This window comes from Pseudomonas sp. G3-19, assembly GCF_054855875.1.
In genome coordinates this window covers 39,553-65,009 of sequence record NZ_JBMPIQ010000003.1, presented here as the reverse complement: position 1 = coordinate 65,009, position 25,457 = coordinate 39,553, and the positions used below count along the sequence as shown (strand labels likewise).

Genomic DNA, 25,457 nt, shown 5'->3' with positions numbered 1-25,457 from the left:
GCAAGCTCGCTCCCACAGGGATATGTGCTGACTGTTGGACTTGTGCAAATCCAATGTGGGAGCGGGCTTGCTCGCGAATAGGCCCGAACAGACAACGATGTTGTAGGGGTGAACTATGTACAACTGGATCGACGCCCTCGCCGACCTGCAGAACCAGGGCGAACCCTGTGTTCTGGTGACGATCATTGAAGAACTCGGCTCGACCCCGCGCAACGCCGGCTCGAAGATGGTCGTCAGCGCGAAACAGACCTTCGACACCATCGGTGGCGGGCATCTGGAATACAAAGCCATGCAGATCGCCCGCGAGATGCTCGCCAGCGGCAAGCAGGACACCCATCTGGAGCGCTTCAGCCTCGGCGCCAGCCTCGGCCAGTGCTGCGGTGGCGCCACCGTGTTGCTCTTCGAACCGATGGGCCAGGTGCAGGCGCAGATCGCGGTGTTCGGCGCCGGGCACGTCGGCCGTGCGCTGGTACCGTTGCTCGCCAGCCTGCCGTGCCGGGTGCGCTGGATCGATTCGCGGGAAGAGGAATTCCCCGAACAGATCCCCCACGGCGTGCGTAAAATCGTCGCCGAAGAGCCTGTGGATGAAATCGACGACCTGCCCGCCGGCAGCTACTGCATCGTCATGACCCACAACCATCAGCTCGACCTGGAACTCACTGCCGCGATCCTCAAGCGCAACGACTTCGCCTACTTCGGCCTGATCGGTTCGAAGACCAAACGGGCCAAGTTCGAACATCGCCTGCGTGATCGCGGTTTCGACAGCGGCGTCGTGCAACGCATGCGCTGCCCGATGGGCATCGGCGACGTCAAAGGCAAACTGCCTGTGGAAATCGCCATCTCCATCGCCGGCGAAATCATCGCCACCTATAACGCCAATTTCGGCCAGCACAGCGCCAGCGCCGAACCGATTGCCAAACTGCTGCCGGTTTCCCGGCGCAGTCAGGCCGCCAAACTCAAAGCCTCAAACTGATTAGAGAACCCTCATGCCTCTGACTCGCAAAGCCTACCGCGCCGCCATCCTGCACAGCATCGCCGACCCCGCCGAAGTCGGGATCGAAGCCTCCTACGAATATTTCGAGGACGGCCTGCTGGTGGTCGATGGCGGCAAGATCAGCGCCCTCGGCCACGCCAGTGAATTGCTGCCGACCCTGCCGGCGGACATCGAGATCACCCACTATCAGGACGCGCTGATCACCCCGGGCTTCATCGACACCCACATCCACCTGCCGCAAACCGGCATGGTCGGCGCCTACGGCGAGCAACTGCTGGACTGGCTCAACACCTACACCTTCCCGTGCGAAAGCCAGTTCGGTGACAAGGCCCACGCCGACGACGTGGCCGATATCTTCATCAAGGAGCTGCTGCGCAACGGCACCACCACCGCGCTGGTATTCGGCAGCGTGCACCCGCAATCGGTGAACTCGTTCTTCGAGGCCGCCGAGAAGCTCGACCTGCGGATGATCGCCGGCAAGGTGATGATGGACCGCAACGCCCCGGACTACCTGACCGACACCGCCGAATCGAGCTACGTCGAGAGCAAGGCGCTGATCGAACGCTGGCATGGCAAGGGCCGCCTGCACTACGCGGTCACCCCGCGCTTCGCCCCGACCAGCACCCCGGAGCAACTGACCCTCGCCGGCCAACTGTTGACCGAATACCCGGATCTGTACATGCAGACCCACATCAGCGAAAACCTCAAGGAAATCGAGTGGGTCAAGGAACTGTTCCCGGAGCGCAAGGGTTACCTCGACGTTTACGATCACTACCAACTGCTCGGCGAGCGCTCGGTGTTCGCCCACGGCGTGCACCTGTGCGACGACGAATGCGCGCGACTGGCGGAAACCGGCTCGGCGATCTCGTTCTGCCCGACCTCGAACTTCTTCCTCGGCAGTGGTTTGTTCAATCTGCCGATGGCCGAGAAGCACAAGCTCAACGTCGGTCTCGGCACTGACGTCGGCGGCGGCACCAGTTTCTCGCTGCTGCAAACGCTGAACGAAGCCTACAAAGTCATGCAGCTGCAGGGCGCGCGGTTGAGTCCGTTCAAGTCGCTGTACTTGGCGACGCTGGGCGGTGCGCGGGCACTGCGTCTGGAAGACAAGATCGGCAACCTGCAACCGGGTTCAGACGCCGACTTCCTGGTGCTGGACTACAACGCCACGCCACTGCTCAGCTATCGCCTGAAACAGGCTAACAACATTGCTGAAACGTTGTTTGTGCTGATGACACTGGGCGATGACCGCACGGTGCAGCAGACTTATGCGGCGGGGGCTTTGGTGCATCAGCGCTGAGTTTTCCCGAGGCATAAAAAAATCCCCCGGTGGTGTTAGCCCCGGGGGATTTTTGTTGCCTGTCAGACCGTATTCGCGAGCAAGCCCGCTCCCACAGGGGATCTCAGTCGATGCCAAATTTTATATTCACTGAAGATCCAATGTGGGAGCGGGCTTGCTCGCGAAGGCCGCGACTCGGTGTCAGCTCAAAGCTTGGCCGCCGGGCGCCCAGTTTTTTTGGTCTGCAACAGATGCGAGAACACCGCATGCAAATCATCCGACGCACTCTCCTCATCGAGGTTGAGCTTGCTGTCGATGTGATCCATGTGATGCATCATCAGGTCCACTGCCAGCTCACCGTTGCGCGCTTCGATGGCGTCGATCAACTGAGTGTGCTCGTCGTAGGAGCAATGCGAGCGGTTGCCGCTTTCATACTGGGCGATGATCAGCGAGGTCTGCGAGACCAGACTGCGCTGGAAGCTGATCAGTGGCGCGTTCTTCGCCGCTTCGGCCAGTTTCAGATGGAATTCGCCCGACAGACGGATACCGGCGCCGCGATCGCCACGGGAGAAACTGTCGCGCTCGTCGTTGACCATCTGACGCAGTTCGGCGATCTGCTCGGCGGTGGCGTGCTGCACGGCCAGTTCGGTGATCGCGCGCTCCACCAGACGGCGGGCCATGAACACCTGACGCGCTTCTTCAACGCTCGGGCTGGCGACGACCGCGCCACGGTTCGGCCGCAACAGCACCACGCCTTCATGGGCCAGACGCGACAGCGCGCGGCGAATGATGGTGCGGCTGACCCCGAAGATTTCCCCCAGCGCTTCTTCGCTCAATTTTGTGCCGGGCGCCAGACGCTGTTCGAGGATGGCCTCGAAGATATGCGCGTAGACAATATCGTCCTGGGTTCCGCTGCGGCCGGCTTTGCCTGCTCGCGGTTGTTTCTTGAGGGGTTGCAACTGTTCGTTCATGGGCACTCGAGTCGGGAGAACTGCGGCGAATAGACCGTGACTGTAATACGGCACAGTAGGTCGCTGGCAAGTATCGCGTAAAAAACAGCGCGATTGTACACAATGGATGGTGGCAACACGACTGTACGGCTGTTTGTGACCACGGCTGTATTGCAACGATCCGTTACGATTGAGTTTAGGCTTGATCGCAGAATCCGCTGCCAGAACACAACTCTCCTGTGGGAGCGGGCTTGCTCGCGAAGGCGGTGTGTCAGGCGACATCTGCCTTTACTGGCCCAGCGCTTTCGCGAGCAAGCCCGCTCCCACAGGGTTCAGCGTTGCTACGACATCTCCATCTGTATAAGGAACACCGCCGTCATGAACGACGCCACCTACACGCGCCTGCGCCCCCTCGCCGACACTTCGCCCTCAGCGATCGTTGCCGGGTTCATTGCAATGATGACCGGCTACACCAGTTCGCTGGTGCTGATGTTCCAGGCCGGGCAAGCGGCGGGCCTGAGCAGCGGACAGATTTCCTCGTGGATCTGGGCGATCTCGATCGGCATGGCGGTGTGTTCGATCGGCTTGTCGCTGCGCTATCGCACACCGATCACCATCGCCTGGTCGACCCCCGGTGCAGCCCTGCTGATCACCAGCCTGGGCGGCGTCAGCTACGGCGAGGCCATTGGCGCCTACATCACCTGCGCGGTGCTGGTGACCATTTGCGGCCTGACCGGCAGCTTCGAACGCTTGGTGAAGAAGATCCCGGCGTCGCTGGCGGCAGCGTTGCTGGCGGGGATTCTGTTCAAGATCGGCAGCGAAATCTTCGTCGCCGCGCAACACCGCACCGGGCTGGTGCTGGGGATGTTCTTCACTTATCTGCTGGTCAAACGCCTGTCACCGCGTTACGCGGTACTGGCTGCGCTACTGATCGGCACCGCGCTGTCGGGCTTCATGGGCCTGCTGGATTTCAGCGGTTTCCACCTGGAACTGGCGACGCCAGTCTGGACCACGCCGCACTTCTCGCTGGCCGCAACCATCAGCATCGGCATTCCGTTGTTCGTGGTGGCGATGACTTCGCAGAACATGCCCGGCATCGCCGTACTGCGCGCCGACGGCTACAACGTGCCCGCCTCGCCACTGATCACCAGCACCGGCATCGCCTCGCTGTTGCTGGCGCCATTCGGCTCCCACGGCATCAACCTCGCGGCGATCAGCGCGGCGATCTGTACCGGGCCGCACGCCCATGAGGATCGCAACAAACGCTACACCGCCGCCGTCTGGTGCGGGATTTTTTACGGGATTGCCGGCGTATTCGGCGCTACGTTGGCGGCGCTGTTTGCCGCGTTGCCAAAAGAACTGGTGCTGTCGATTGCCGCGCTGGCGCTGTTCGGTTCGATCATCAACGGCCTGAGCATTGCCATGAGCGAAGTGAAGGAACGCGAGGCGGCGCTGATCACCTTTATGGTCACGGCGTCGGGGTTGACGCTGTTTTCCATCGGCTCGGCGTTCTGGGGGATTGTCGCGGGGGTTTTGACGTTACTGATTTTGAATTGGCGTAAAGCCCAGGCATAAAAAAACGGCGACCCTCAGGTCGCCGTTTTTTTCAGTATCACTTAGCCGCGTTGATCGGCTTTTCCGGATACCAGACGTCCAGCAGCGGGCTGACGGTCATGCTGGTCAGTTCGCTACGGTTTTTCAGCCAGGCTTCAACGGCAGCGCGCTGCTCTTCGTTGACCGAGCCACGCTTCTGCAGGCAAACCAGACCGAAGTCATCGCCGCCAACATAACCCAGACCGTTGGCTTCCATGGCTTCTTTGATGAATGCTTCGAGGAAAGCGTCAATGGCTTCTTCGGACAAGTCTTCTTTGAAGTCCAGGTTCAGTTCGAAACCCAGCTCTTGGAATTCATCAACGCACAGTTTTTTGCGCAGACGCTGGGAACGGTTAGTCGCCATTGGAACAATCCTCTTAAGTAATAACGGCCGGCACTTTACCAGTTTAAGCGGTCAATTGCCCGACTCTCTGGGTACGGTGGCCGACCGCCTGTAAAAAAATAACGAAATGGCCGCCCCGGGCAAGGCACAAGCTGTTACACCTTGGGGCATAATGCCGACACTTTCATGACCACTGAGGGCTTTTTCATCCATGCCCTCGTTATTTTTCCCCTCTTCTGCAGGGTTTTATTTCATATGATCAAATCGTTGCGTCCTCTCTTTCTTGCCGGCCTTCTTCTGCCCCTGGCCCTGCCGGTTGCCGCTGCCACTATCAATACCGCCCTCACCCCTAACGTCGAAAAAGCCCTCAAGGCCAGCAAGCTGCAGCCGACTGCACTGTCGCTGGTGATGATTCCGCTCGACGGCCCGGGCAATCCGACCGTGTACAACGCCGACGTCTCGGTCAACCCGGCCTCGACCATGAAACTGGTCACCACCTACGCCTCGCTGGAAATGCTCGGCCCCAACCATCAGTGGAAAACCGAGTTCTACACCGACGGCGACCTCAGTGGCGGCATTCTCAACGGCAACCTGTACCTCAAGGGCGGCGGCGATCCGAAGCTGAACATGGAAAAACTCTGGCTGCTGATGCGCGACCTCCGCGCCAACGGCGTGACCCAGGTCACCGGCGACCTGATCCTCGACCGCAGCTTCTTCATCCAGCCGCAACTGCCCGAGTTCAACGACGACGGCAATGACGAGAACAAGCCGTTCCTGGTCAAACCGGACTCGCTGCTGGTCAACCTCAAGGCCCTGCGCTTCGTCGCGCGCAATGACGGGGGCCGGGTGCTGATCTCGGTGGAGCCGCCGATTGCCAGCGTGCGTATCGAAAATACGGTCAAGGCGCTCAACTCCAAGCAGTGCACCGGTGGTGTGCGCTACAACCCGGTGACCCAGCCTGACGGCAGCGTGACCGTGACCGTCGCCGGTCAATTGGGAGATGGCTGCAGCTCGCAGACTTATTTGTCGCTGCTCGACCACGCGACCTACACCGCCGGTGCCGTGCGTGCGATCTGGAAGGAACTGGGCGGCAGCATCCAGGGCAAGGATCGCCTCGCCGCGACCCCGAGCAGCGCCAAGCTGCTGGCCCGCGCCTACTCGCCGGATCTGGCGGAAATCATCCGCGACATCAACAAATACAGTAACAACACCATGGCTCAGCAGCTGTTCCTGAGCCTCGGTCAGAAGTACCGCAACGAAGCCGACGGTGACGACGCCAAGGCCGCACAACGCGTAGTCCGCCAGTGGCTGGCGAAGAAAGGTATCACCGCGCCGCACCTGGTGATGGAGAACGGCTCCGGGCTGTCGCGCGCCGAACGCGTCAGCGCCCGCGAGATGGCCAACATGCTGCAAGCCGCCTGGCACAGCCCGTACGCCGCCGAGTACATCAGCTCGCTGCCGATTGCCGGCACCGACGGCACCATGCGCAAACGCCTGAAGACCACCGCGATGCGCGGCGAGGCCCACGTCAAGACCGGCACCCTGAACACCGTGCGCGCCATCGCCGGCTTCAGCCGCGACGTCAACGGCAACACCTGGGCGGTGGTGGCGATCCTCAACGACAAGGCCCCGTTCGGCGCGTCGTCGGTGCTGGATCAGGTGCTGCTGGATCTGTACAAGCAGCCGCGCCTGCCGCAGACCGCTTCGGCCCTGTAAAAACACAGCCGCTCTCATGTGGGAGCGGGCTTGCTCGCGAAGGCGTCAGATCAGTCAGTATTTTTGCTGGCTGACACACCGCTTTCGCGAGCAAGCCCGCTCCCACAGGTAGATCGTGCCAAGGCTCAGCTCATCTGCTCGACCCGATCGCGCCCGCCCTGCTTCGCCGCATACACCCCCGAATCCGCGCGCAGCAGCAGCGCATCCGCGCCCTCCCCCGGGCGCCAGCTGGCGATGCCGAAACTGGCCGTCACCACCCCGACCACATCCACCGGCGCACTGCGCAGGCCTTGCCACAACTCCACCGCCAGCATGTACGCATGCTCGCCGTCGATGTCCGGGCACAGCACCATGAACTCTTCACCACCGAGACGACAGAACACATCAGTCCGCCGTAAACGATGGCCGATGCGCTCGCACACCGCCTGCAGCACCCGATCGCCCACGGCATGGCCGTACTGGTCGTTGATGCGTTTGAAGTGGTCGATGTCGAGCATGATCACCGACAGCTCACCGCCGCCGCGCTCGACCCGGGCCATTTCGGTGGTCAGGCGTTCCTGGAAGTAGCGGCGGTTGTGGATGCCGGTCAGCGAGTCGGTGACCGACAGCGCCCGCAATTCCTCTTCCACCCGTTTCAAGTCGGAAATGTCCGAGATGTAGCCGTGCCACAGCACGCCGCCGCCCGGCAGCTCTTCCGGCGTTGCCTCGCCGCGCACCCAGCGCAGGCCGCGCTCGGGCAACTGCACACGGTATTCCTCGCGCCATGGGCTGAGGCTGTCTGCCGAAGCACGGATCGAGCTGCGCACTCGCGAGACGTCTTGTGGATGGATGCGGGTGAAAATCGCCTCGGCATTGAGCAGCAGCACGTCCGGCTCCAGCTCGTAGATCTCGCGGATGCCATCGCTGGCGTAGATCACGCTGAAGCGCCCGTCGAACTCCATCTTGAATTGGTAGATGCCGCCGGGCACGTGGGCGCTGAGCTTTTTCAGCAATACATCGCGCGCCGCCAGCGCTTCGTGCACGCGCTTGCGCTCGGTGATGTCGATGCAGATCGCCAGATGCCCGACCCACAAACCCTGCTCATCGAGCACCGGGGTGGCAAGCATGTTCACCGGCAGATGACTGCCGTCGCTGCGCACCAGCGTCCATTCGCGCGCCTCATGACCGCCGACCTCGCCGCCCTCGACCAGCATCGCGTGGCAGGTCGGAATGCTCTTGCCGTAACGCGCACTCAACTCCGCCGAACGCGCGGCCAGCTCTCGCGGCAGATGCAGGTTCTCCAGAGTCATGTGGCCGACCACATCAGCGCTGCTGTAGCCGAGCATCTGTTCGGCGCCGGGGTTGAAGGTGTTGATCACCCCGCGCAGGTCGGTGGCGATGATTGCCACCTGGGTTGCGGCATTCAGCACGCCACGCAACTGACCGTGGGTGCCGCGCAATTCCTGCTCGCGGGCGTGCAGTTCCTGCGTGCGCAGTTCGACCATGCGCAAGGCGCGCTGGCGTTGACTGACCAGCACGTAAAGCAGTGCGCTGAGCAACAGACTCAGCAGCGCCCCCAGCACCACCAGGCTGCTGATTGACGAATGGTTGGCCTGCAGAAACGCTTCGCTGGGCTGCATATCCACTTGATAGTCATGGTCGGCCATGCGCAACAGACGTGTGGCGGACAGATCACTGGCCCCGGCCTGGTTGGCGGACTCGTAGAGCACTTCATGCTGTTCATCGGTGGACAGGTCGAGAATGCGGACATTGAGGAAATCCTGGTGCTCCTCCGGCAGTCCGTCGGCCAGCAACTGCTGCATGCTGATCACCGCCATCACATAGCCTTGCGGCGGCCCTTTCAGCGCCCCTTCACGGGTGACCGGCGCCAGCAGCAAGACGCCCCGGGCATACGCCGGATCAATCCCCACCAGATGCAATGGCTGCGACACCACCATGTGCCCGGTGCGGTCGGCGCGTTCCAGCGTCGCCCGGCGCAGCGGTTGCGCCAGCAAGTCGTAACCCAGCGGCGTGGGCAAGCGACTGAGGCTCTGGGTGTAGATCACCGGTACGTATTCGGGGCGATCAGCGGCGGTCTGCAACTGATCGTCAGCGTTCAGTTCACGAAAAGTGAACGTACTGAAGCCTTCGTTACGCACGGCCTGTTCGACCGCCGGGCGTTCGGCACGGCTGACCCGCGGCGCATAGGAATAGGCCTGGGTGCGTAATAGAAGCGGTTTGGCATAGCCGTCGAATTCGTTGCGTGAGACCGAATCGGAGTTGGCGAAGAAACGGCGCAGGCCGTCGAGACGCTGTTCCTGATCCTGGAAACGTTCTTCGATGCGGCTGTAACGCTCATTGGCCAGCAGCTGGAAGCGTTGGCGCAGTTGATGGTGAAACTGATTGAGGGTGGCCCAGGCGAGCAGCCCCGTGAGAATCCCGCCGGCGAGCAATACCAGCAGCGCGACCAGCCAGGCCGAGACGTCTTCGCTGATAAAACCCAGAATCTTTGGGCGCACGGGGTGCAACGACATAGGGGCAACTCACGACGCCATTGTTTCGGGGGGGAAAACCCCATTGGCCATGAGTTGAGTTATAGCTATTAGCCATTAATTTGGCTAGCGCTGATCGGATCCAAGAGCCTTTAAAAATCAAGGCTCTGTGGATCCAACCCGCCCAAGCGTCAACGAGCCGTGATTTTCCAGGCGCGGTGGATCTTGGTGTTACGCGCAAAATCCGGATCGATGGTCTGCGCGCTGATTTCCTCGACCGCGTAACGTTCGGCCAGGTTCTCCTCCAGCTGGAACTTGCGGAAGTTGTTGGAGAAATACAGCACGCCACCCGGCGCCAGACGTGCCATGGCCAGGTCGATCAACTGCACCTGATCACGCTGCACGTCGAAGATACCTTCCATGCGCTTGGAGTTAGAGAAGGTCGGCGGGTCGATGAAGATCAGGTCGTACTCGTCGCGGCTGCTTTCCAGCCACGCCATCACGTCGCCCTGCTCCAGACGGTTCTTGTCGGAGAAGCCGTTCAGCGACAGGTTGCGCCGCGCCCAGTCGAGGTAAGTCTTCGACAGGTCGACGCTGGTGGTGCTGCGCGCACCGCCCTTGGCCGCGTGCACACTGGCGGTCGCGGTGTAGCAGAACAGATTGAGGAAGCGCTTGCCGGCGGCCTCTTTCTGAATGCGCATACGCATTGGCCGGTGGTCGAGGAACAGCCCGGTGTCGAGGTAGTCAGTGAGGTTCACCAGCAGCTTGACGCCGCCTTCGCTGACCTCATTGAACTTGCCTTGCGCCGCCTGACGCTCGTATTGCTTGGTGCCGCTCTGCCGCTCGCGGCGTTTGACCACCACGCGGCTCTTGTCGACGTTCAGCGCCTGCGGGATCGCCGCCAGGGCATCGAACATGCGCGCCGAGGCCTTTTCCGGATCGATCGACTTCGGCGCGGCGTATTCCTGCACGTGCACCCAGTCGTGGTACAGGTCGATGGCCATGGCGTATTCCGGCATGTCGGCATCGTAGACGCGGTAGCAGTCGATGCCTTCGCGCTTGACCCACTTGCTCATCGCCTTGAGGTTTTTCTGCAGGCGGTTGGCAAACATCTGCCCGCCTTCGCTCAGGCGCGGCTGCTCGACCACTGGCGCCGGGGCTGGCGTCGGTTTGATCGGGTTGCCGTTCTTGTTGAACTTGCGCTCTTGCGGCTCGTTCGGGGTCTGATCGTAGGCTGCTTGCTCACGCTCGGCCTGACGCTGTTCCGGAGTACGCCGCTCGCCGGTGACGAACTGGTCCGGCAGCACCTTGATCAACAACAACTTGCACGGCAGCGCGCCGTTCCAGAACGAATACTGTTTGTGGCTGCGAATGCCCATGCGCTTGCCCAGATCCGGCGCGCCGGTGAATACCGCCGCTTCCCAGTTCAGGCAGGCCTGTCGCAGGCGCTCGCCAAGGTTCTGATAGAGGTAAAGCAGGCTGGCTTCGTCGCCCAGACGCTCGCCGTACGGCGGGTTGCAGATCACCAGACCTTTCTGGTTCTGATCCGGACGCGGCTCGAAGGTCGCGACTTCGCCCTGATAGATCTTGATCCACTCGCTCAGACCGGCGCGCTCGACGTTATTGCGGCCCGGCTGAATCAGCCGCGGGTCGGCTTCGTAACCGCGAATCCACAGCGGCGGCTTGGCCAGGCCGGCAGCGGCGCGTTCGACCGCTTCTTCATGGAGTTTTTTCCACAGCGCCGGAACGTGGCCGAGCCATGCGGTAAAGCCCCACTGCTCGCGGCGCAGGTTCGGCGCCATGTCGGCGGCGATCATCCCGGCTTCGACGAGGAACGTACCGACACCGCACATCGGGTCAGCCAGCGCGCCGCCTTCGGCCGCAATGCGCGGCCAGCCGGAACGGATCAGAATCGCTGCCGCGAGGTTTTCCTTCAGCGGTGCCGCGCCCTGCTGCAGGCGGTAGCCGCGCTGGTGCAGGCTGTGGCCGGAAAGGTCGAGGGACAGGATCGCTTCACCGCGATCCAGGCGCAGGTGAATGCGCAGATCCGGGTTGAGCTTGTCGATCGACGGACGGTCGCCTTGCGGGGTACGCAGTTTGTCGACGATGGCGTCTTTGACTTTCAGCGCACCGAAGTGGGTGTTGTCGATGCCCGAGCCGTGGCCGCTGAATTCAACGGCCAGGGTGCCGTCGGCGAGCATGTGATCCTGCCACTCGACGTCAAGCACGCCGTGGTACAGGTCTTCGGCATCCTTCATCGGGAAGCGCTTGAGCACCAGCAGCACCCGGTTGGCCAGACGCGACCACAGGCACAGGCGATAAGCGGTTTCCATGGTCGCCATGCCACGCACGGCGGAGGTGTGCTCGCGGGCGTCTTCAAGGCCAAGCCCGACGGCTTCCTCGATGAGCAGGCCTTCAAGGCCTTTGGGGCAAGTGAGGAAGAGTTCGAAACGGTCGGACATGGTATTTCCAGAGCCTTTGGCTAGTGAATCGACAACGCATTGCCGATCCGGTTTTCAATCAGGCGCTTTTCTAAAAGAGCGCCCGCGTGGCACGAAGGTGTGCCGTTCCATCCCCGCTGCTCGGGTTAAAAGAGCTTAGATGCAAGGACAGGTATTAAAGTTGATGAAACAAAATGACTCAAAGCAACCCTTCGTCGAATATTACCCCAGCGTAAACGTGGGTCATTCTCACTAAAGGATTAACCCCATCATCCAGTGCGGGGCCGATCATACCGGGGTTTGCTGAAAAAACGTTCATGAAACCCGTCGTTACTTATGGCTGTAGCACTATTTTCGTTACGTCCTTATGACAAAACGATCATTCCCTCGGTGTGACTCATTGGTTAGAACTGACCACAGGTTGACGTCGCAACGGCGTCAACACCTTGGCTCGCCACGCCGGCAGCGAGCCGCCCAACGGCAGAGTTTTTTCTGCCAGACCTCGGTTGAGGTCAACGCGACGAAAACAGTCAACAAGTGAGGGAAACACCCTATGAGAAGACTTAAGCGTGATCCGTTGGAAAGAGCATTTTTGCGCGGATATCAATATGGCGTTGGTGGCAAATCCCGCGAGCTTTGCCCATTTACTCTACCGTCGGTACGCCAAGCCTGGATCAACGGCTGGCGAGAAGGACGCGGCGACAACTGGGACGGTATGACCGGCACTGCGGGGATCCACAGACTCAACGAACTTCACGCCGTCGGCTGACACAGGGCACTTATTGCAACACGACAATCTGAATTTTTAGCGACTTACCATGCACGTCCTTCCCGGACGGCGGGCTACGGCCCAGGGGCTCCTTCGAGGAGCCCTTTTTTATGCCCGCAAATCATTTGAACTGCACACATAACCTGTGGGAGCGGGCTTGCTCGCGAAAGCGTCGTGTCGGCCACCGCAAATGTTGACTGAAACAGCGCTTTCGCGAGCAAGCCCGCTCCCACAATGGGATCAGCGCAAGGCGGCGATCGCGTCTACCGATTCGCGAATCAGCGCTGGGCCCTTATAGATGAAGCCCGAGTAAATCTGCACCAGGCTCGCACCCGCGGTGATCTTCTGCGCCGCATGCTTGCCCTCAGTGATGCCACCCGCCGCGATGATCGGCAACCGACCACCCAGCTCAGCCGCCAACACCTTCACGGTATGCGTGCTCTTGTCACGCACCGGAGCGCCGGACAGACCACCCGCCTCGTCACCGTGCTCCATGCCTTCGACGCCGACACGACTCAGGGTGGTGTTGGTGGCGATCACTGCGTCCATTCCGGTTTCGATCAGTGCCTGAGCCACCTGCGCCGTTTCTTCGTCGGTCATGTCCGGAGCGATCTTGATCGCCAGCGGTACGTGCTTGCCGTGGCGCAGGGCCAGTTCGGCGCGGCGCGTGGCCAGATCCGCCAGCAACTGCTTGAGCGAATCACCGAACTGCAGGCTGCGCAGGCCCGGGGTGTTCGGCGAGCTGACGTTGACCGTGACATAGCTGGCGTGGGCATACACCTTGTCCAGGCAAATCAGATAGTCGTCCACCGCGCGCTCGACCGGAGTGTCGAAGTTCTTGCCGATGTTGATCCCCAGCACGCCCTTGTATTTGGCCGCCGCGACCCGCGCCAGCAGGTTATCCACACCGAGGTTGTTGAAGCCCATGCGATTGATGATCGCCTCGGCTTCCGGCAGACGGAAGATCCGTGGTTTCGGGTTGCCCGGCTGCGGACGCGGGGTCACGGTGCCGATTTCGACGAAACCGAAACCCAGTTGCGAGAAACCGTCGATGGCCGCGCCGTTCTTGTCCAGACCGGCCGCCAGACCCACCGGGTTCGGGAAGTCCAGGCCCATGACCGTCACCGGCACATTCGCCGGCTTCTTGCACAGCATGCCGTTGAGGCCCAAACGCCCACCCGCGCCGATCAGATCCAGCGACAGATCGTGGGAGGTTTCCGGGGAAAGTTTGAACAACAGCTGACGGGCCAGGGTGTACATGGGCGGCGATGACTCGGGCGGCGAAAAGAGGCGGCGATTATAGCCGGGCAACGTCCCCCGGCGCGAGGCACACAGGTAAATCAGCCTGACTGGCATATGCCTTGCACTTTCAGGGGTATCAGCCCACAGGCCAATGGCGGCGTGCGGGCACGAACAATGGCGTCGTTCGGAGGTTTTGCCTGGGCAAAGCCTGGGACGGCGTTTTTTTTGAAGGTGGCTTTATATGAGTGATTCGTCCGTAGGGCCGCTGGCCTGGGTCAACGGCAGTGATGCCCCGGAAAAGCGTGTGATCAACCTCGGCTTCATGGCCCTGAGCGATTGCGCCTCGGTGGTCGTGGCCGCAACACAGGGCTTTGCCCAGCCCTACGGCCTGACGATCAACCTCAAGCGCCAGGCGTCCTGGGCGACCTTGCGCGACAAACTGGTCAGCGGCGAACTGGATGTGGCCCACAGCCTGTACGGGCTGATTTACGCGGTGCACCTGGGCATCGGCGGCGTCGCCCCGAGCGACATGGCGGTGCTGATGGGGCTGAACCAGAACGGCCAGAGTCTCAACCTGTCCCACGGGTTGCAGCAACTGGGCGTGACCAGTCCTGAAGCGCTGGATCGGCAGGCGCACCAAACCCGCGCAAAACTGACCTTCGCCCAGACCTTTCCCACCGGCACCCATGCGATGTGGCTGTATTACTGGCTGGCGAGTCAGGGCATTCATCCGTTGCAGGACGTCGACAGCGTGGTGGTGCCGCCGCCGCAAATGGTCGCTCACCTGCAAGCCGGGCGTATCGATGGCTTCTGCGTCGGTGAGCCGTGGGCGGCCAGCGCCGTGCAACAGGATCTGGGGTTCACCCTCGCTACCAGCCAGAGCATCTGGCCTGACCACCCGGAAAAAGTCCTTGGCTGCACCCGCGCGTTCGTCGAGCAATACCCCAACACCGCACGGGCGCTGGTGATGGCAATCCTCGAGGCCAGCCGCTTCATCGAGCAAAACCCGGAAAACCGCCGCAGCACCGCGCAGCTGCTGAGCGCCCCGGAATACCTCGACGCCCCGCTGCCCTGCATCGAACCGCGTTTTCTCGGGGACTACGCCGATGGCCTCGGCAATCGCTGGCAGGACCCGCACGCCTTGCGCTTTCACGGCAACGGCGAGGTGAATCTGCCGTACCTGTCCGACGGCATGTGGTTCATGACCCAATTCCGCCGTTGGGGCCTGTTACGCGAGGATCCCGACTACCTCGCGGTGGCCCGCCAGGTCCAACAATTGGATATCTATCGCGAAGCGGCCACCGCCGTCGGTGTCGCCGCGTGGGGCAAGGAAATGCGCAGTAGCCAGTTGCTCGATGGCAAAGTCTGGGACGGCAGCGATCCGGCTGGTTACGCCCGCAGTTTCAAGCTGCACGCCCTGAGCGACGCCGCTCCTCTGCTCGCCCGCCGCTGACAGGAGGCCGCCAATATGCTGCGCATTCTGCTGATCAACGACACCGCGAAAAAAGTCGGGCGCCTGAAGGCCGCGCTGACCGAGGCCGGTTTCGAGGTCATCGATGAGTCCGGTCTGACCATCGACCTGCCGGCCCGCGTCGAAACAGTGCGCCCGGACGTGATCCTGATCGATACCGAGTCACCGAGCCGCGATGTCATGGAGCAAGTGGTGCTGGTCAGCCGCGACCAGCCCCGGCCGATCGTGATGTTCACCGACGAACATGACCCGGGGGTGATGCGTCAGGCGATCAAGTCCGGGGTCAGTGCCTACATCGTCGAGGGCATCCACGCCCAGCGCCTGCAGCCGATTCTCGATGTGGCCATGGCGCGTTTCGAAAGCGATCAGGCCTTGCGCGCGCAACTGCTGGCCCGCGACCAGCAATTGGCCGAGCGCAAACGCATCGAACTGGCCAAAGGGCTGCTGATGAAAATGAAGGACTGCAACGAGGAAGAGGCCTACACCCTGATGCGCCGCCAGGCCATGAGTCGCCAGCAGAAGCTGATTCAGGTGGCGGAGCAGATCATTGCCATGAGTGAGTTGCTTGGCTGAAAACCGCTGAGCGCTTGAAAAGCCCCTCACCCTAACCCTCTCCCAGAGGGAGAGGGAACTGATTGGGGGATAGCGCAATGATATGCCGACCTGAACGATGTTGGGTGAATTCATAATCGACTCGGTCATTCACGTCGCTGAACTCGTTGGAACAACTCGATCAGTCCCCTCTCCCTATGGGAGAGGGGACTGATTGGGGGATAGCGCAATGATATGCCGACCTGAACGATGTTGGGTGAATTCATAATCGACTCGGTCATTCACGTCGCTGAACTCGTTGGAACAACTCGATCAGTCCCCTCTCCCTATGGGAGAGGGGACTGATTGGGGGATAGCGCAATGATATGCCGACCTGAACGATGTTGGGTGAATTCATAATCGACTCGGTCGTTCACGTCGCTGAATTCGTTGGAACAACTCGATCAGTCCCCTCTCCCTATGGGAGAGGGGACTGATTGGGCGATAGCGCAGTGATATGCCGACCTGAACGATGTTGGGTGAATTCGTAATCGACTCGGTCGTTCACGTCGCTGAATTCGTTGGAACAACTCGATCAGTCCCCTCTCCCTATGGGAGAGGGTTAGGGTGAGGGGCTTTTGATCTTTCAAGTGTTGGCACAAATCTGGCTAAGTATTCCGCACAGGTAACCAACGGCGGTTGCCCCACCCACGACAAAGACGTCGCTCACCCCGCTCGCCCACATCGGCGAACCAGGTAGCGGCGTTTTTGCGTTTTGGCCCCACAGCCCGGGGCCGGTGGTGCGGCCGTGGCGGCGCGCCACCTGCTGTGACTCCTTTCGAGATTCTTTTCAGCTGAGGTGCGCGATGAATTCAAGCTTCTGGAAATCCGGCCACACCCCGACCCTGTTCGCAGCGTTCCTGTATTTCGACCTGAGTTTCATGGTCTGGTACCTGCTCGGCCCGTTGGCGGTGCAGATCGCCGCCGACCTGCACTTGACCACACAACAACGTGGTCTGGTGGTGGCGACACCGATTCTCGCCGGCGCGGTGCTGCGCTTTGTGATGGGCATGCTGGCCGATCGTCTGTCGCCGAAAACCGCTGGCCTGATCGGTCAGGTGATCGTGATCTGCGCGCTGTTCGGCGCATGGAAACTCGGCATCCACAGTTATGAACAGGCGCTGATTCTGGGACTGTTCCTCGGCATGGCCGGTGCTTCGTTTGCCGTGGCCCTGCCGCTGGCTTCGCAGTGGTATCCACCGCAGCATCAGGGCAAGGCCATGGGCATCGCCGGCGCCGGTAACTCCGGCACCGTGTTCGCCGCGCTGATCGCCCCGGTGCTGGCTGCGGCGTTCGGCTGGAGCAACGTGTTCGGTTTCGCCCTGATTCCATTGATCCTGACGCTGGTGCTGTTCGCCTGGCTGGCAAAAAACGCCCCGCAGCGGCCCAAGGCCAAAGCCATGGCCGACTACTTCAAGGCCCTTGGCGACCGCGACAGTTGGTGGTTCATGTTTTTCTACAGCGTGACCTTCGGCGGCTTCATCGGCCTGGCCAGCGCCCTGCCCGGCTACTTCAACGACCAATACGGCCTGAGTCCTGTCACGGCGGGTTACTACACCGCTGCCTGCGTGTTCGGTGGCAGCCTGATGCGTCCGCTCGGCGGTGCGTTGGCGGATCGCTTCGGTGGCATCCGCACCTTGTTGGCGATGTACACCGTGGCGGCAATCTGCATCGCCGCTGTCGGTTTCAACCTGCCCAGCTCCTACGCCGCACTGGCGCTGTTCGTCTGCACCATGCTCGGTCTCGGTGCCGGCAACGGCGCGGTGTTCCAGTTGGTGCCGCAACGTTTTCGCCTGGAGATCGGCGTGATGACCGGGCTTATCGGCATGGCCGGTGGCATTGGTGGTTTTGCCCTGGCGGCCGGCATGGGCGCGATCAAGCAAAGCACCGGTAGCTATCAACTGGCGCTGTGGTTGTTCGCCAGCCTCGGCGTGTTGGCGTGGTTCGGTCTGCACGGGGTCAAACGTCGCTGGAGAACCACCTGGGGTTCGGCCGCAGTGACCGCTGCGCGGGTCTGAAGCCTTCATGCCCCTGCAACTGAGCTTTGCCCAGGCCAGCGCCACCGGCCCGCGCGCGGAAAATCAGGACGCAATGCGCCTGGTGACGCCCGCCCCGGCGCTGGCCGCCAGCAAAGGCTATCTGGTCGCCATTGCCGACGGCGTAAGCCAATGCGCCGACGGCGGCCTGGCCGCACGCTCGACCCTGCAGGCACTGGCGCTGGACTACTACGCCACGCCGCAAACCTGGAGCGTGGCGCAGGCGCTGGATCGCCTGCTGCTCGCACAAAATCGCTGGTTGCAGGCCAATGGCGGCGGGCAACCGCTGCTGACCACGGTCAGCGCACTGGTCCTGCGCGGTCGGCGTTTCACCCTGGCCCACGTCGGCGATTGCCGGGTCTATCGCTGGCAGGCCGACGCTTTGCAGCGGATTTCGCAGGATCATGTCTGGGAGCAGCCGGGCATGCAGCACGTGCTCAAACGCGCGCTGGGGCTGGATCAGCATCTGGTGCTGGATTTTCTCGACGGTGACTTACGCGAGGGCGAATGTTTCGTGCTGCTCAGCGATGGCGTGTGGTCGTCTCTGGGCGATACCGCAATCGCGGCGATTCTGCGCGATCAGCCGGATCTCGATAGCGCCGCACACACGTTGGTCAACGCTGCGCATCTGGCCGGCAGTCAGGATAATGCCAGTGCGCTGCTGGTGCGGGTCGATGCGCTCGGCGAAGCGAACATCGGCGATGCGCTGATTCACTTACAGCAGTGGCCGCTGCCGCCAGCGCTGAAAACCGGGCAGATGTTCGAAGGCTGGCAGGTGCAGGGCGTTGTCGCTCAGAGCCAGCAATCGCTACTGTATCGAGTGCTGGATGGCCAAGCTCGGGGCTGGTTGTTGAAAACCCTGCCGGCGCGGCTGGCCGATGATCCCCAGGCCGGGCAAGCCTTGCTGTCGGAAGAATGGTTCCTCAAGCGTGTCGCCGGGCGGCATTTTCCTGAAATCCATGCCGGCACTCAGCGTCAGCATTTGTACTACGTGATGCGCGAATATTCCGGGATGACCTTGGCGCAGCTGTTTCAAAACAACAACCCGTTGCCGTTGGCGCAGTGGCAGGACATTGCCGAGCGCTTGCTGCGGGCGGTAGGCCTGCTGCATCGGCGGCAGATTCTGCACCGCGACATCAAGCCGGAAAACCTGCATCTGGGTGACGATGGAGAGTTACGTCTGCTGGATTTTGGTCTGGCGTACTGCCCCGGTCTGTCCGCTGACGCACCGTCAACGCTGCCGGGAACGCCCAGCTTCATCGCCCCGGAAGCCTTTCGCGGCGAGCCACCGAGTGCGCAACAGGATCTGTACGCGGTGAGCGTGACCCTGTTTTTCCTGCTGACCGGGCATTTCCCCTATGGCGAGGTCGAAGCTTTCCAGCGGCCGCGATTCGGCCTGCCGGTGAGTGCCGGTCGCTACCGCCCGGACGTGCCGGAATGGATTGCGCAGAGTCTGGAGCGTGGCGTGGCGGCGGATCCGCAACAGCGCTTCGAAACGGCTGAGGAATGGTTGCTGGTGCTGGAACAAGGGGAGCGGCGCAGTTTGAGTGTGCGACCCAGGCCTTTGCTGGAGCGTGAGCCGTTGACGGTCTGGCGGACGGTAGCATTGCTGGCTTTGCTGGGGAATCTGGTGCTGCTGGTGGTGTTGTTTCACCGCTGATACCGCTTCGCGCCCTTCGCGAGCAAGCCCGCTCCCACAGGGGATTTGTGAACGACTCGGTTCTACTGTGGGAGCGGGCTTGCTCGCGAAGGCGTCCGTCCAATCACTACAAATCCTTCTGTTTGAACGCTCCACGAATGGGCAGCCCGCTTCGATAAGGTGCAAAAAACCTTGATAAACGCTGACTAAACGCAATAAACCCGCCACCCCCACACTTGGCACAACCGCTGCATTACCCGTTTCACCATACATAAAGCCCAGCCTTCAACGACGAAGGCCGGGCTTCCCGAGAGAACGGGACCAGGACAAAGGCGTCCTCGCTAGGCAACTAGCGGGACGCCTTTTTTTGTTTGCGCAACATTTGTCGAGCACGGCCTGACTGCCCACAAGAGGCCAGCCACCGCTCCCCGGAGAACCTGATGAAAAAACTCAAACTGGTGATGATCGGCAATGGCATGGCCGGGGTTCGCACCCTGGAAGAACTGCTCAAGTTGAGCAACGAGCTGTACGACATCACGGTCTTCGGTGCCGAACCGCACACCAACTACAACCGCATCCTGCTGTCGCCGGTGCTGGCCGGTGAACAGACCTTCGAAGAGATCGTGCTCAACGACCTCGACTGGTACCTGGAAAACCACATCAAGTTGCTGCTCAACCGCAAGGTGGTGCAGATCGACCGGGTCAAACGCCGGGTGATCGCCGAGGACGGCACCGAGGCTGAATATGATCGCCTGCTGATCGCCACCGGCTCGACGCCGTTCATCCTGCCGATTCCGGGCAATACCTTGCAGGGTGTGATCGGCTACCGCGACATCGCCGACACCCAGGCGATGATCGACACCGCCAAAACCCACAAGCACGCGGTGGTCATCGGCGGCGGCCTGCTCGGCCTCGAAGCCGCCAACGGCCTGATGCTGCGCGGCATGCACGTCACCGTGGTGCACATCGGCGAATGGCTGCTGGAGCGACAGCTGGACAAGACCAGCGGCCAACTGCTGCAAACGGCGCTCGAAGCCCGTGGCCTGCACTTTCGTCTGTGCGAGCAGACCCAAGCCCTGCACGACGCAGGCAACGGCCGGGTCGGCTCGGTACAGTTCAAGAACGGCGAGATCATCCCCGCCGATCTGGTGGTGATGGCCGCCGGCATCCGCCCCAATACCGAACTGGCGGAACGCGCCGGCATCCCCTGCAACCGCGGGATTCTGGTCAACGACACCCTGCAGACCTACGATCCGCGCATCTATGCCATCGGCGAATGCGCCAGCCATCGTGGCATCGCCTATGGCCTGGTGGCGCCGCTGTTCGAACAGGCCAAGGTCTGCGCCAATCACCTCGCACAACTGGGTTTCGCCCGCTATCAGGGCTCGGTGACCTCGACCAAATTGAAAGTCACCGGCATCGACCTGTTTTCCGCCGGTGATTTCATGGGCGGCGAAGGCACCGAAACCATCACCCTCTCCGACCCGATCGGCGGCGTGTACAAAAAACTGGTGATCAAGGATGACGTGCTGGTCGGCGCCTGTCTGTACGGCGATACGGCAGATGGCGGTTGGTATTTCCGACAGATTCGTGAGAATCACGCCATCGGCGAGATCCGCGATCACCTGATGTTTGGTGAAAATTCTATCGGCGACGTAGGACATCAGGGCCAGGACAAAGCCATGAGCATGGCCGACACTGCCGAAGTCTGCGGCTGCAACGGCGTGTGCAAAGGCACCATCGTCAAGGCGATTCAGGAACACGGCCTGTTCAGCGTCGATGACGTGAAGAAGCACACCAAGGCTGCCAGTTCCTGCGGCTCCTGCGCCGGGCTGGTCGAGCAGATCCTGATCAACACCGTCGGCGGCGCGGCGGACGTCAAACCGAAAAGCGAAAAAGCCATCTGCGGTTGCAGCGACCTCAACCACGGGCAGATCCGCCAGGCGATCCGCGAACAGCATCTGCTGACCATCGCCGACACCATGAGCTACCTCAACTGGCGCACCCCGAATGGCTGTGCCACCTGCCGGCCGGCGCTGAACTATTACCTGATTTCCACCTGGCCCGGCGAAGCCAGGGACGATCCGCAATCGCGCCTGATCAACGAACGCGCCCACGCCAACATTCAGAAGGACGGCACCTATTCGGTGGTGCCACGGATGTGGGGCGGCGTGACCAACCCTTCGGAACTGCGCCGCATCGCCGACGTGGCCGACAAATACAACGTACCGATGGTCAAGGTCACCGGCGGTCAGCGCATCGACCTGCTGGGGATCAAGAAGCAGGACTTGCCGGGCGTCTGGAAAGACCTCGACATGCCGTCCGGCCACGCCTACGGCAAATCCATCCGCACCGTGAAAACCTGCGTCGGCAGCGAGTTCTGCCGCTTTGGCACGCAGAACTCGACGCAGTTGGGTATCGAGCTTGAGCACGACCTGTTCAACATGTGGTCGCCGCACAAGGTGAAACTCGCTGTCTCCGGATGCCCACGCAACTGCTCGGAAGCGGGGATCAAGGACGTAGGAATCATCGGTGTCGACTCCGGCTGGGAGATGTACATCGGCGGCAACGGCGGGATCAAGACCGAAGTCGCCGAGTTCTTCGTCAAGCTGAAAACCGCCGAGGAAGTTCGTGAATACAACGGCGCGTTCCTGCAGCTGTATCGCGAAGAAGCCTTTTACCTCGAACGCACCGTGCACTACCTGCAACGGGTCGGCATGGAGCACATCAAGCAGGCCGTGCTTGAAGATCCGGAGCGGCGCAAGGCCCTGAACGAGCGTCTGCAGTTCTCCCTGTCGTTCGAACAGGACCCGTGGAAAGAGCGTCTGGCGCAGCCGCAACTGAAGAAAGAATTCGAGGTGATCCCCGTGAAAAACCTGGAGGTGCCGGCATGAATTGGCTCGATATCTGTGCCCTGGAAGAGATCAACGCCCTCGGTTCGCGGATCATTGCCGGGCCGAAAGGCGACATCGCGATTTTTCGTACAAGCGACGACGAAGTTTTCGCCCTCGACGACCGCTGCCCGCACAAGGGCGGGCCGCTGTCACAAGGTTTGATCTACGGAAAACGCGTGGCCTGCCCGCTGCACAACTGGCAGATCGACCTGCAAACCGGCGAGGCTCAGGCCCCGGACATCGGCTGCGCGCACCATCATCCGGCCCGGGTCGAAAACGGCCGCGTGCAGTTGGCACTGCGGGATGCGGTCTGATGAACCGCCAGACGACCGCCTCGACCTGCTGCTACTGCGGCGTCGGCTGCGGCGTGCTGATCGAGCATGACGGCGAGCGCATTCTCGGCGTCAGCGGCGATCCGGCGCATCCGGCCAACTTCGGCAAATTGTGCAGCAAAGGCTCGACCCTGCACCTGACCGGCGATCTGGCCGCCCGGGCGCTGTACCCGGAGCTGCGTCTGGGCAAAGGCCTGGCGCGCAGTCGCTGCGACTGGAATACGGCGCTGGATCACGCGACCCAGGTCTTTGCCGAGACCATCGCCGAACACGGCCCGGACAGCGTGGCGTTTTACATCTCCGGACAGTTGCTGACCGAAGACTATTACGCCTTCAACAAATTGGCGCGAGCGCTAGTCGGGACCAACAACATCGACAGCAATTCCCGGCTGTGCATGTCGTCGGCAGTGGTCGGTTACAAGCGCAGCCTCGGCGCCGATGCGCCGCCGTGCAGCTATGAAGATCTGGAGCTCAGCGATTGCGTGATGATCGCCGGCAGTAACATGGCCTACGCCCACCCGGTTCTTTTCCGACGCCTTGAAGAGGCAAAATCGCGCCGACCGCAGATGAAGGTCATCGTCATCGACCCCCGACGCACCGACACCTGTGAGCTGGCGGACCTGCATCTGGCAATTTTGCCCGGCACCGATGTCGCTCTGTTCCATGGGATTTTGCATCTGCTGCTGTGGGAAGACTGGATCGACCGCGACTTCATCAGGGCGCACACCGACGGTTTGCCTGAACTGAAAAATCGGGTGCGCGATTACACCCCGCAAATGGTCGCGCAACTGTGCGGGATCAGTGTCGAGCAATTGCAGCAGTGCGCGGAATGGGTGGGCACGGCGCCAAGTTTCCTGTCGCTTTGGTGCATGGGCCTGAATCAGTCCACCGCTGGCAGCGCGAAAAACAGCGCGCTGATCAATCTGCACCTGGCCACCGGGCAGATCGGCCGGCCAGGCGCAGGACCTTTCTCGCTGACCGGTCAGCCAAATGCCATGGGCGGGCGGGAAACCGGCAGCCTGTCCAATTTGCTGCCCGGTCACCGGGAGGCAGCCAACCCCGAACACCGCGCCGAAGTGGCAGCCTATTGGGGCGTCGATCAACTGCCTGAAAACATTGGACTGAGCGCCATCGAGCTGTTCGAGCGGATGCGCAGCGGCCAGATCAAGGCGCTGTGGATTGCCTGCACCAACCCCGCACAGTCCATGCCCGATCAACACGCGGTTCGCGAGGCGCTGCAGGCCTGCCCGTTCGTGGTGTTGCAAGAAGCCTTCCGCACCACCGAAACCGCCGCCTTCGCCGACCTGTTGTTACCCGCTGCCAGTTGGGGCGAAAAGGAAGGCTCGGTGACCAACTCCGAACGGCGCATTTCCCACGTGCGCCAGGCCATTCTCCCACCCGGTGAAGCGCGGCCGGACTGGGCGATCACCGTGGATTTCGCACAACGGCTGGAGCAACGTCTGCGTCCGCAACAACCAAGCCTGTTTGCTTTCGAGCATCCGGCGCAGTTGTTCGACGAATACAAGCAACTGACCCGTGGACGCGATCTGGACCTGTCGGGCATCAGCCATCAATTGATCGATGAACTGGGACCGCAGCAGTGGCCCTTCCCCACCGGGGCCCGAAAAGGCACCGCGCGTTTGTATGGCGACGGGATTTTTCCCACGGCCAACGGTCGTGCGCAGTTTGTTGCCGATCCTTATCGCGCGGCCAAAGAACAACGCGATGCACGGTTTCCGCTGACCCTGATCACCGGCCGTCTGCGCGATCAATGGCACGGTATGAGCCGCACCGGCACCGCAGCGCAATTGTTCGGGCATGTCAGCGAAGCGCTGTTGAGCCTGCATCCGGACGAAATGCGCCGTCATCGTTTGCAGCCGGGAGATCTGGTCAATCTGAAGAGTCGACGCGGTGCGGTGATTGTGGCTGTCGGCAGCGACGACGGCGTGCGTCCGGGTCAGGCTTTTTTGCCGATGCACTGGGGCGAGCGCTTTCTCAAGGGCGGAGTAAACAGCCTGACCCTGGCGGCCTTCGACCCGCTGTCGAAGCAGCCCGAACTCAAGCACAGCGGCGTGCGTCTGGAACCGGTGAATCTGCCATGGCAGCTCTTCGCACTCATCGAGGGCGATGTTCAACGGCATTTCGAGACACTACGACCCCTGTGTGAGGCGTTTTCCTACGTCAGCCTCAGCCTTGCCGGACGTGAACGGCCCGCGCTGCTGATACGCGCTGCCAGCGTCACGGCGCCGGAGCCGCAACTGCTGCGCGATATCGATCAGTGTCTGGCGCTGCTCGACGGGCCGGTGCTGGCCTACGACGACCCGCGTCGCGCCATCGGCAAACGGGTACGCATCGAAAACGGCCGCATCACCGCGATCCGCCTGGCCGGCGAAACCCTGGCCCGGCATTGGCTGCAGGGGCTATGGCTGGAGGGCCGCGCCGATGAACAACTGCGACGCTGGCTGCTGGCGCCGATGAGTGCGCCGCCGGGCAGTGCCGGTTTGCAGGCCAATCCGGGAAAAACCCTATGCAACTGCCAAAACGTCAGCCACAGCGCGGTGTGTGCCGGGATTCGCCAGGGTCTCGATCTGCAAGGCCTCAAACGACAACTGGGATGCGGCACGCAATGCGGTTCGTGCGTCCCGGAAATCAAACGATTGCTGGCGGCCGATCTGCAGCCGGTATCCAGCTGATAAGGA

17 protein-coding genes are annotated in these 25,457 nt (G+C 61.7%); 12 read left to right on the top strand and 5 right to left on the bottom strand.

The window, feature by feature from the left end:
* Positions 1 to 115 precede the first annotated feature (115 nt).
* Both xdhC and guaD read left to right on the top strand, forming a co-directional pair.
* Positions 116 to 973 (top strand): xanthine dehydrogenase accessory protein XdhC, encoded by an 858-nt coding sequence (gene xdhC / locus ACOYXI_RS00585; RefSeq protein ID WP_461674118.1) that lies wholly within the window; start codon positions 116 to 118, stop codon positions 971 to 973.
* 13 nt (positions 974 to 986) lie between these two features.
* The gene (guaD, locus tag ACOYXI_RS00580) at positions 987 to 2,291 is read left to right on the top strand and encodes a guanine deaminase (protein ID WP_041067772.1); all 1,305 of its coding nucleotides are present in this window, start codon (positions 987 to 989) and stop codon (positions 2,289 to 2,291) included.
* A 185-nt stretch (positions 2,292 to 2,476) separates the two neighbouring features.
* Here guaD and ACOYXI_RS00575 read toward each other — a convergent pair whose 3' ends face one another.
* The gene (locus tag ACOYXI_RS00575) at positions 2,477 to 3,241 is read right to left on the bottom strand and encodes a GntR family transcriptional regulator (protein ID WP_027613276.1); all 765 of its coding nucleotides are present in this window, start codon (positions 3,239 to 3,241) and stop codon (positions 2,477 to 2,479) included.
* A gap of 357 nt (positions 3,242 to 3,598) precedes the next feature.
* Between ACOYXI_RS00575 and ACOYXI_RS00570 the strand changes: the two genes are divergently transcribed.
* Positions 3,599 to 4,795, top strand: a complete 1,197-nt coding sequence (locus tag ACOYXI_RS00570; RefSeq protein WP_461674117.1) for a benzoate/H(+) symporter BenE family transporter — start codon at positions 3,599 to 3,601, stop codon at positions 4,793 to 4,795.
* A gap of 37 nt (positions 4,796 to 4,832) precedes the next feature.
* On the opposite strand, the gene ACOYXI_RS00565 is transcribed toward ACOYXI_RS00570, so the two are convergent.
* Complete coding sequence (locus ACOYXI_RS00565) at positions 4,833 to 5,177, bottom strand: YggL family protein (RefSeq protein ID WP_134785858.1); 345 nt, start codon at positions 5,175 to 5,177, stop codon at positions 4,833 to 4,835.
* 234 nt (positions 5,178 to 5,411) lie between these two features.
* Between ACOYXI_RS00565 and dacB the strand changes: the two genes are divergently transcribed.
* Positions 5,412 to 6,872, top strand: a complete 1,461-nt coding sequence (gene dacB, locus ACOYXI_RS00560; RefSeq protein WP_086794912.1) for a D-alanyl-D-alanine carboxypeptidase/D-alanyl-D-alanine endopeptidase — start codon at positions 5,412 to 5,414, stop codon at positions 6,870 to 6,872.
* A 125-nt stretch (positions 6,873 to 6,997) separates the two neighbouring features.
* Here dacB and ACOYXI_RS00555 read toward each other — a convergent pair whose 3' ends face one another.
* The gene (locus tag ACOYXI_RS00555) at positions 6,998 to 9,385 is read right to left on the bottom strand and encodes a sensor domain-containing diguanylate cyclase (RefSeq protein ID WP_461674116.1); all 2,388 of its coding nucleotides are present in this window, start codon (positions 9,383 to 9,385) and stop codon (positions 6,998 to 7,000) included.
* A gap of 149 nt (positions 9,386 to 9,534) precedes the next feature.
* Positions 9,535 to 11,805, bottom strand: a complete 2,271-nt coding sequence (gene rlmKL / locus ACOYXI_RS00550; RefSeq protein ID WP_097087615.1) for a bifunctional 23S rRNA (guanine(2069)-N(7))-methyltransferase RlmK/23S rRNA (guanine(2445)-N(2))-methyltransferase RlmL — start codon at positions 11,803 to 11,805, stop codon at positions 9,535 to 9,537.
* Positions 11,806 to 12,337: 532 nt separating this feature from the next.
* Between rlmKL and rmf the strand changes: the two genes are divergently transcribed.
* Positions 12,338 to 12,553: a ribosome modulation factor gene (gene rmf / locus ACOYXI_RS00545; protein ID WP_003223300.1), complete on the top strand. Its 216-nt coding sequence runs from the start codon at positions 12,338 to 12,340 to the stop codon at positions 12,551 to 12,553.
* Positions 12,554 to 12,793: 240 nt separating this feature from the next.
* Here rmf and ACOYXI_RS00540 read toward each other — a convergent pair whose 3' ends face one another.
* Positions 12,794 to 13,813 carry a quinone-dependent dihydroorotate dehydrogenase gene (locus tag ACOYXI_RS00540; protein ID WP_123587775.1) on the bottom strand — a complete coding sequence of 340 codons (1,020 nt, stop codon included), beginning with the start codon at positions 13,811 to 13,813 and terminating at the stop codon, positions 12,794 to 12,796.
* Positions 13,814 to 14,036: 223 nt separating this feature from the next.
* On the opposite strand from ACOYXI_RS00540, the gene ACOYXI_RS00535 reads away from it, so the two are divergent.
* The 7 genes from ACOYXI_RS00535 (at position 14,037) to ACOYXI_RS00505 (ending at position 25,451) form a co-directional block, all read left to right on the top strand.
* Complete coding sequence (locus ACOYXI_RS00535) at positions 14,037 to 15,248, top strand: CmpA/NrtA family ABC transporter substrate-binding protein (protein ID WP_461674115.1); 1,212 nt, start codon at positions 14,037 to 14,039, stop codon at positions 15,246 to 15,248.
* Between the two features lie 15 nt (positions 15,249 to 15,263).
* Positions 15,264 to 15,839: an ANTAR domain-containing response regulator gene (locus tag ACOYXI_RS00530; protein WP_027613283.1), complete on the top strand. Its 576-nt coding sequence runs from the start codon at positions 15,264 to 15,266 to the stop codon at positions 15,837 to 15,839.
* Positions 15,840 to 16,663: 824 nt separating this feature from the next.
* The gene (locus ACOYXI_RS00525) at positions 16,664 to 17,875 is read left to right on the top strand and encodes a nitrate/nitrite transporter (RefSeq protein ID WP_027613284.1); all 1,212 of its coding nucleotides are present in this window, start codon (positions 16,664 to 16,666) and stop codon (positions 17,873 to 17,875) included.
* 7 nt (positions 17,876 to 17,882) lie between these two features.
* The gene (locus ACOYXI_RS00520) at positions 17,883 to 19,553 is read left to right on the top strand and encodes a protein kinase domain-containing protein (RefSeq protein ID WP_461674114.1); all 1,671 of its coding nucleotides are present in this window, start codon (positions 17,883 to 17,885) and stop codon (positions 19,551 to 19,553) included.
* Positions 19,554 to 19,972: 419 nt separating this feature from the next.
* A complete protein-coding gene (gene nirB / locus ACOYXI_RS00515) occupies positions 19,973 to 22,426 on the top strand; it encodes a nitrite reductase large subunit NirB (protein ID WP_134785853.1) in 2,454 nt (817 codons plus the stop codon).
* Entirely contained in the window at positions 22,423 to 22,740 is a 318-nt protein-coding gene (nirD, locus tag ACOYXI_RS00510) for a nitrite reductase small subunit NirD (RefSeq protein ID WP_027613287.1), read from the top strand. The genes nirB and nirD overlap by 4 nt, the downstream gene beginning before the upstream one ends.
* Positions 22,740 to 25,451: a nitrate reductase gene (locus tag ACOYXI_RS00505; RefSeq protein ID WP_134785852.1), complete on the top strand. Its 2,712-nt coding sequence runs from the start codon at positions 22,740 to 22,742 to the stop codon at positions 25,449 to 25,451. Before nirD ends, ACOYXI_RS00505 begins: the two co-directional genes overlap by 1 nt.
* Positions 25,452 to 25,457: the final 6 nt, after the last annotated feature.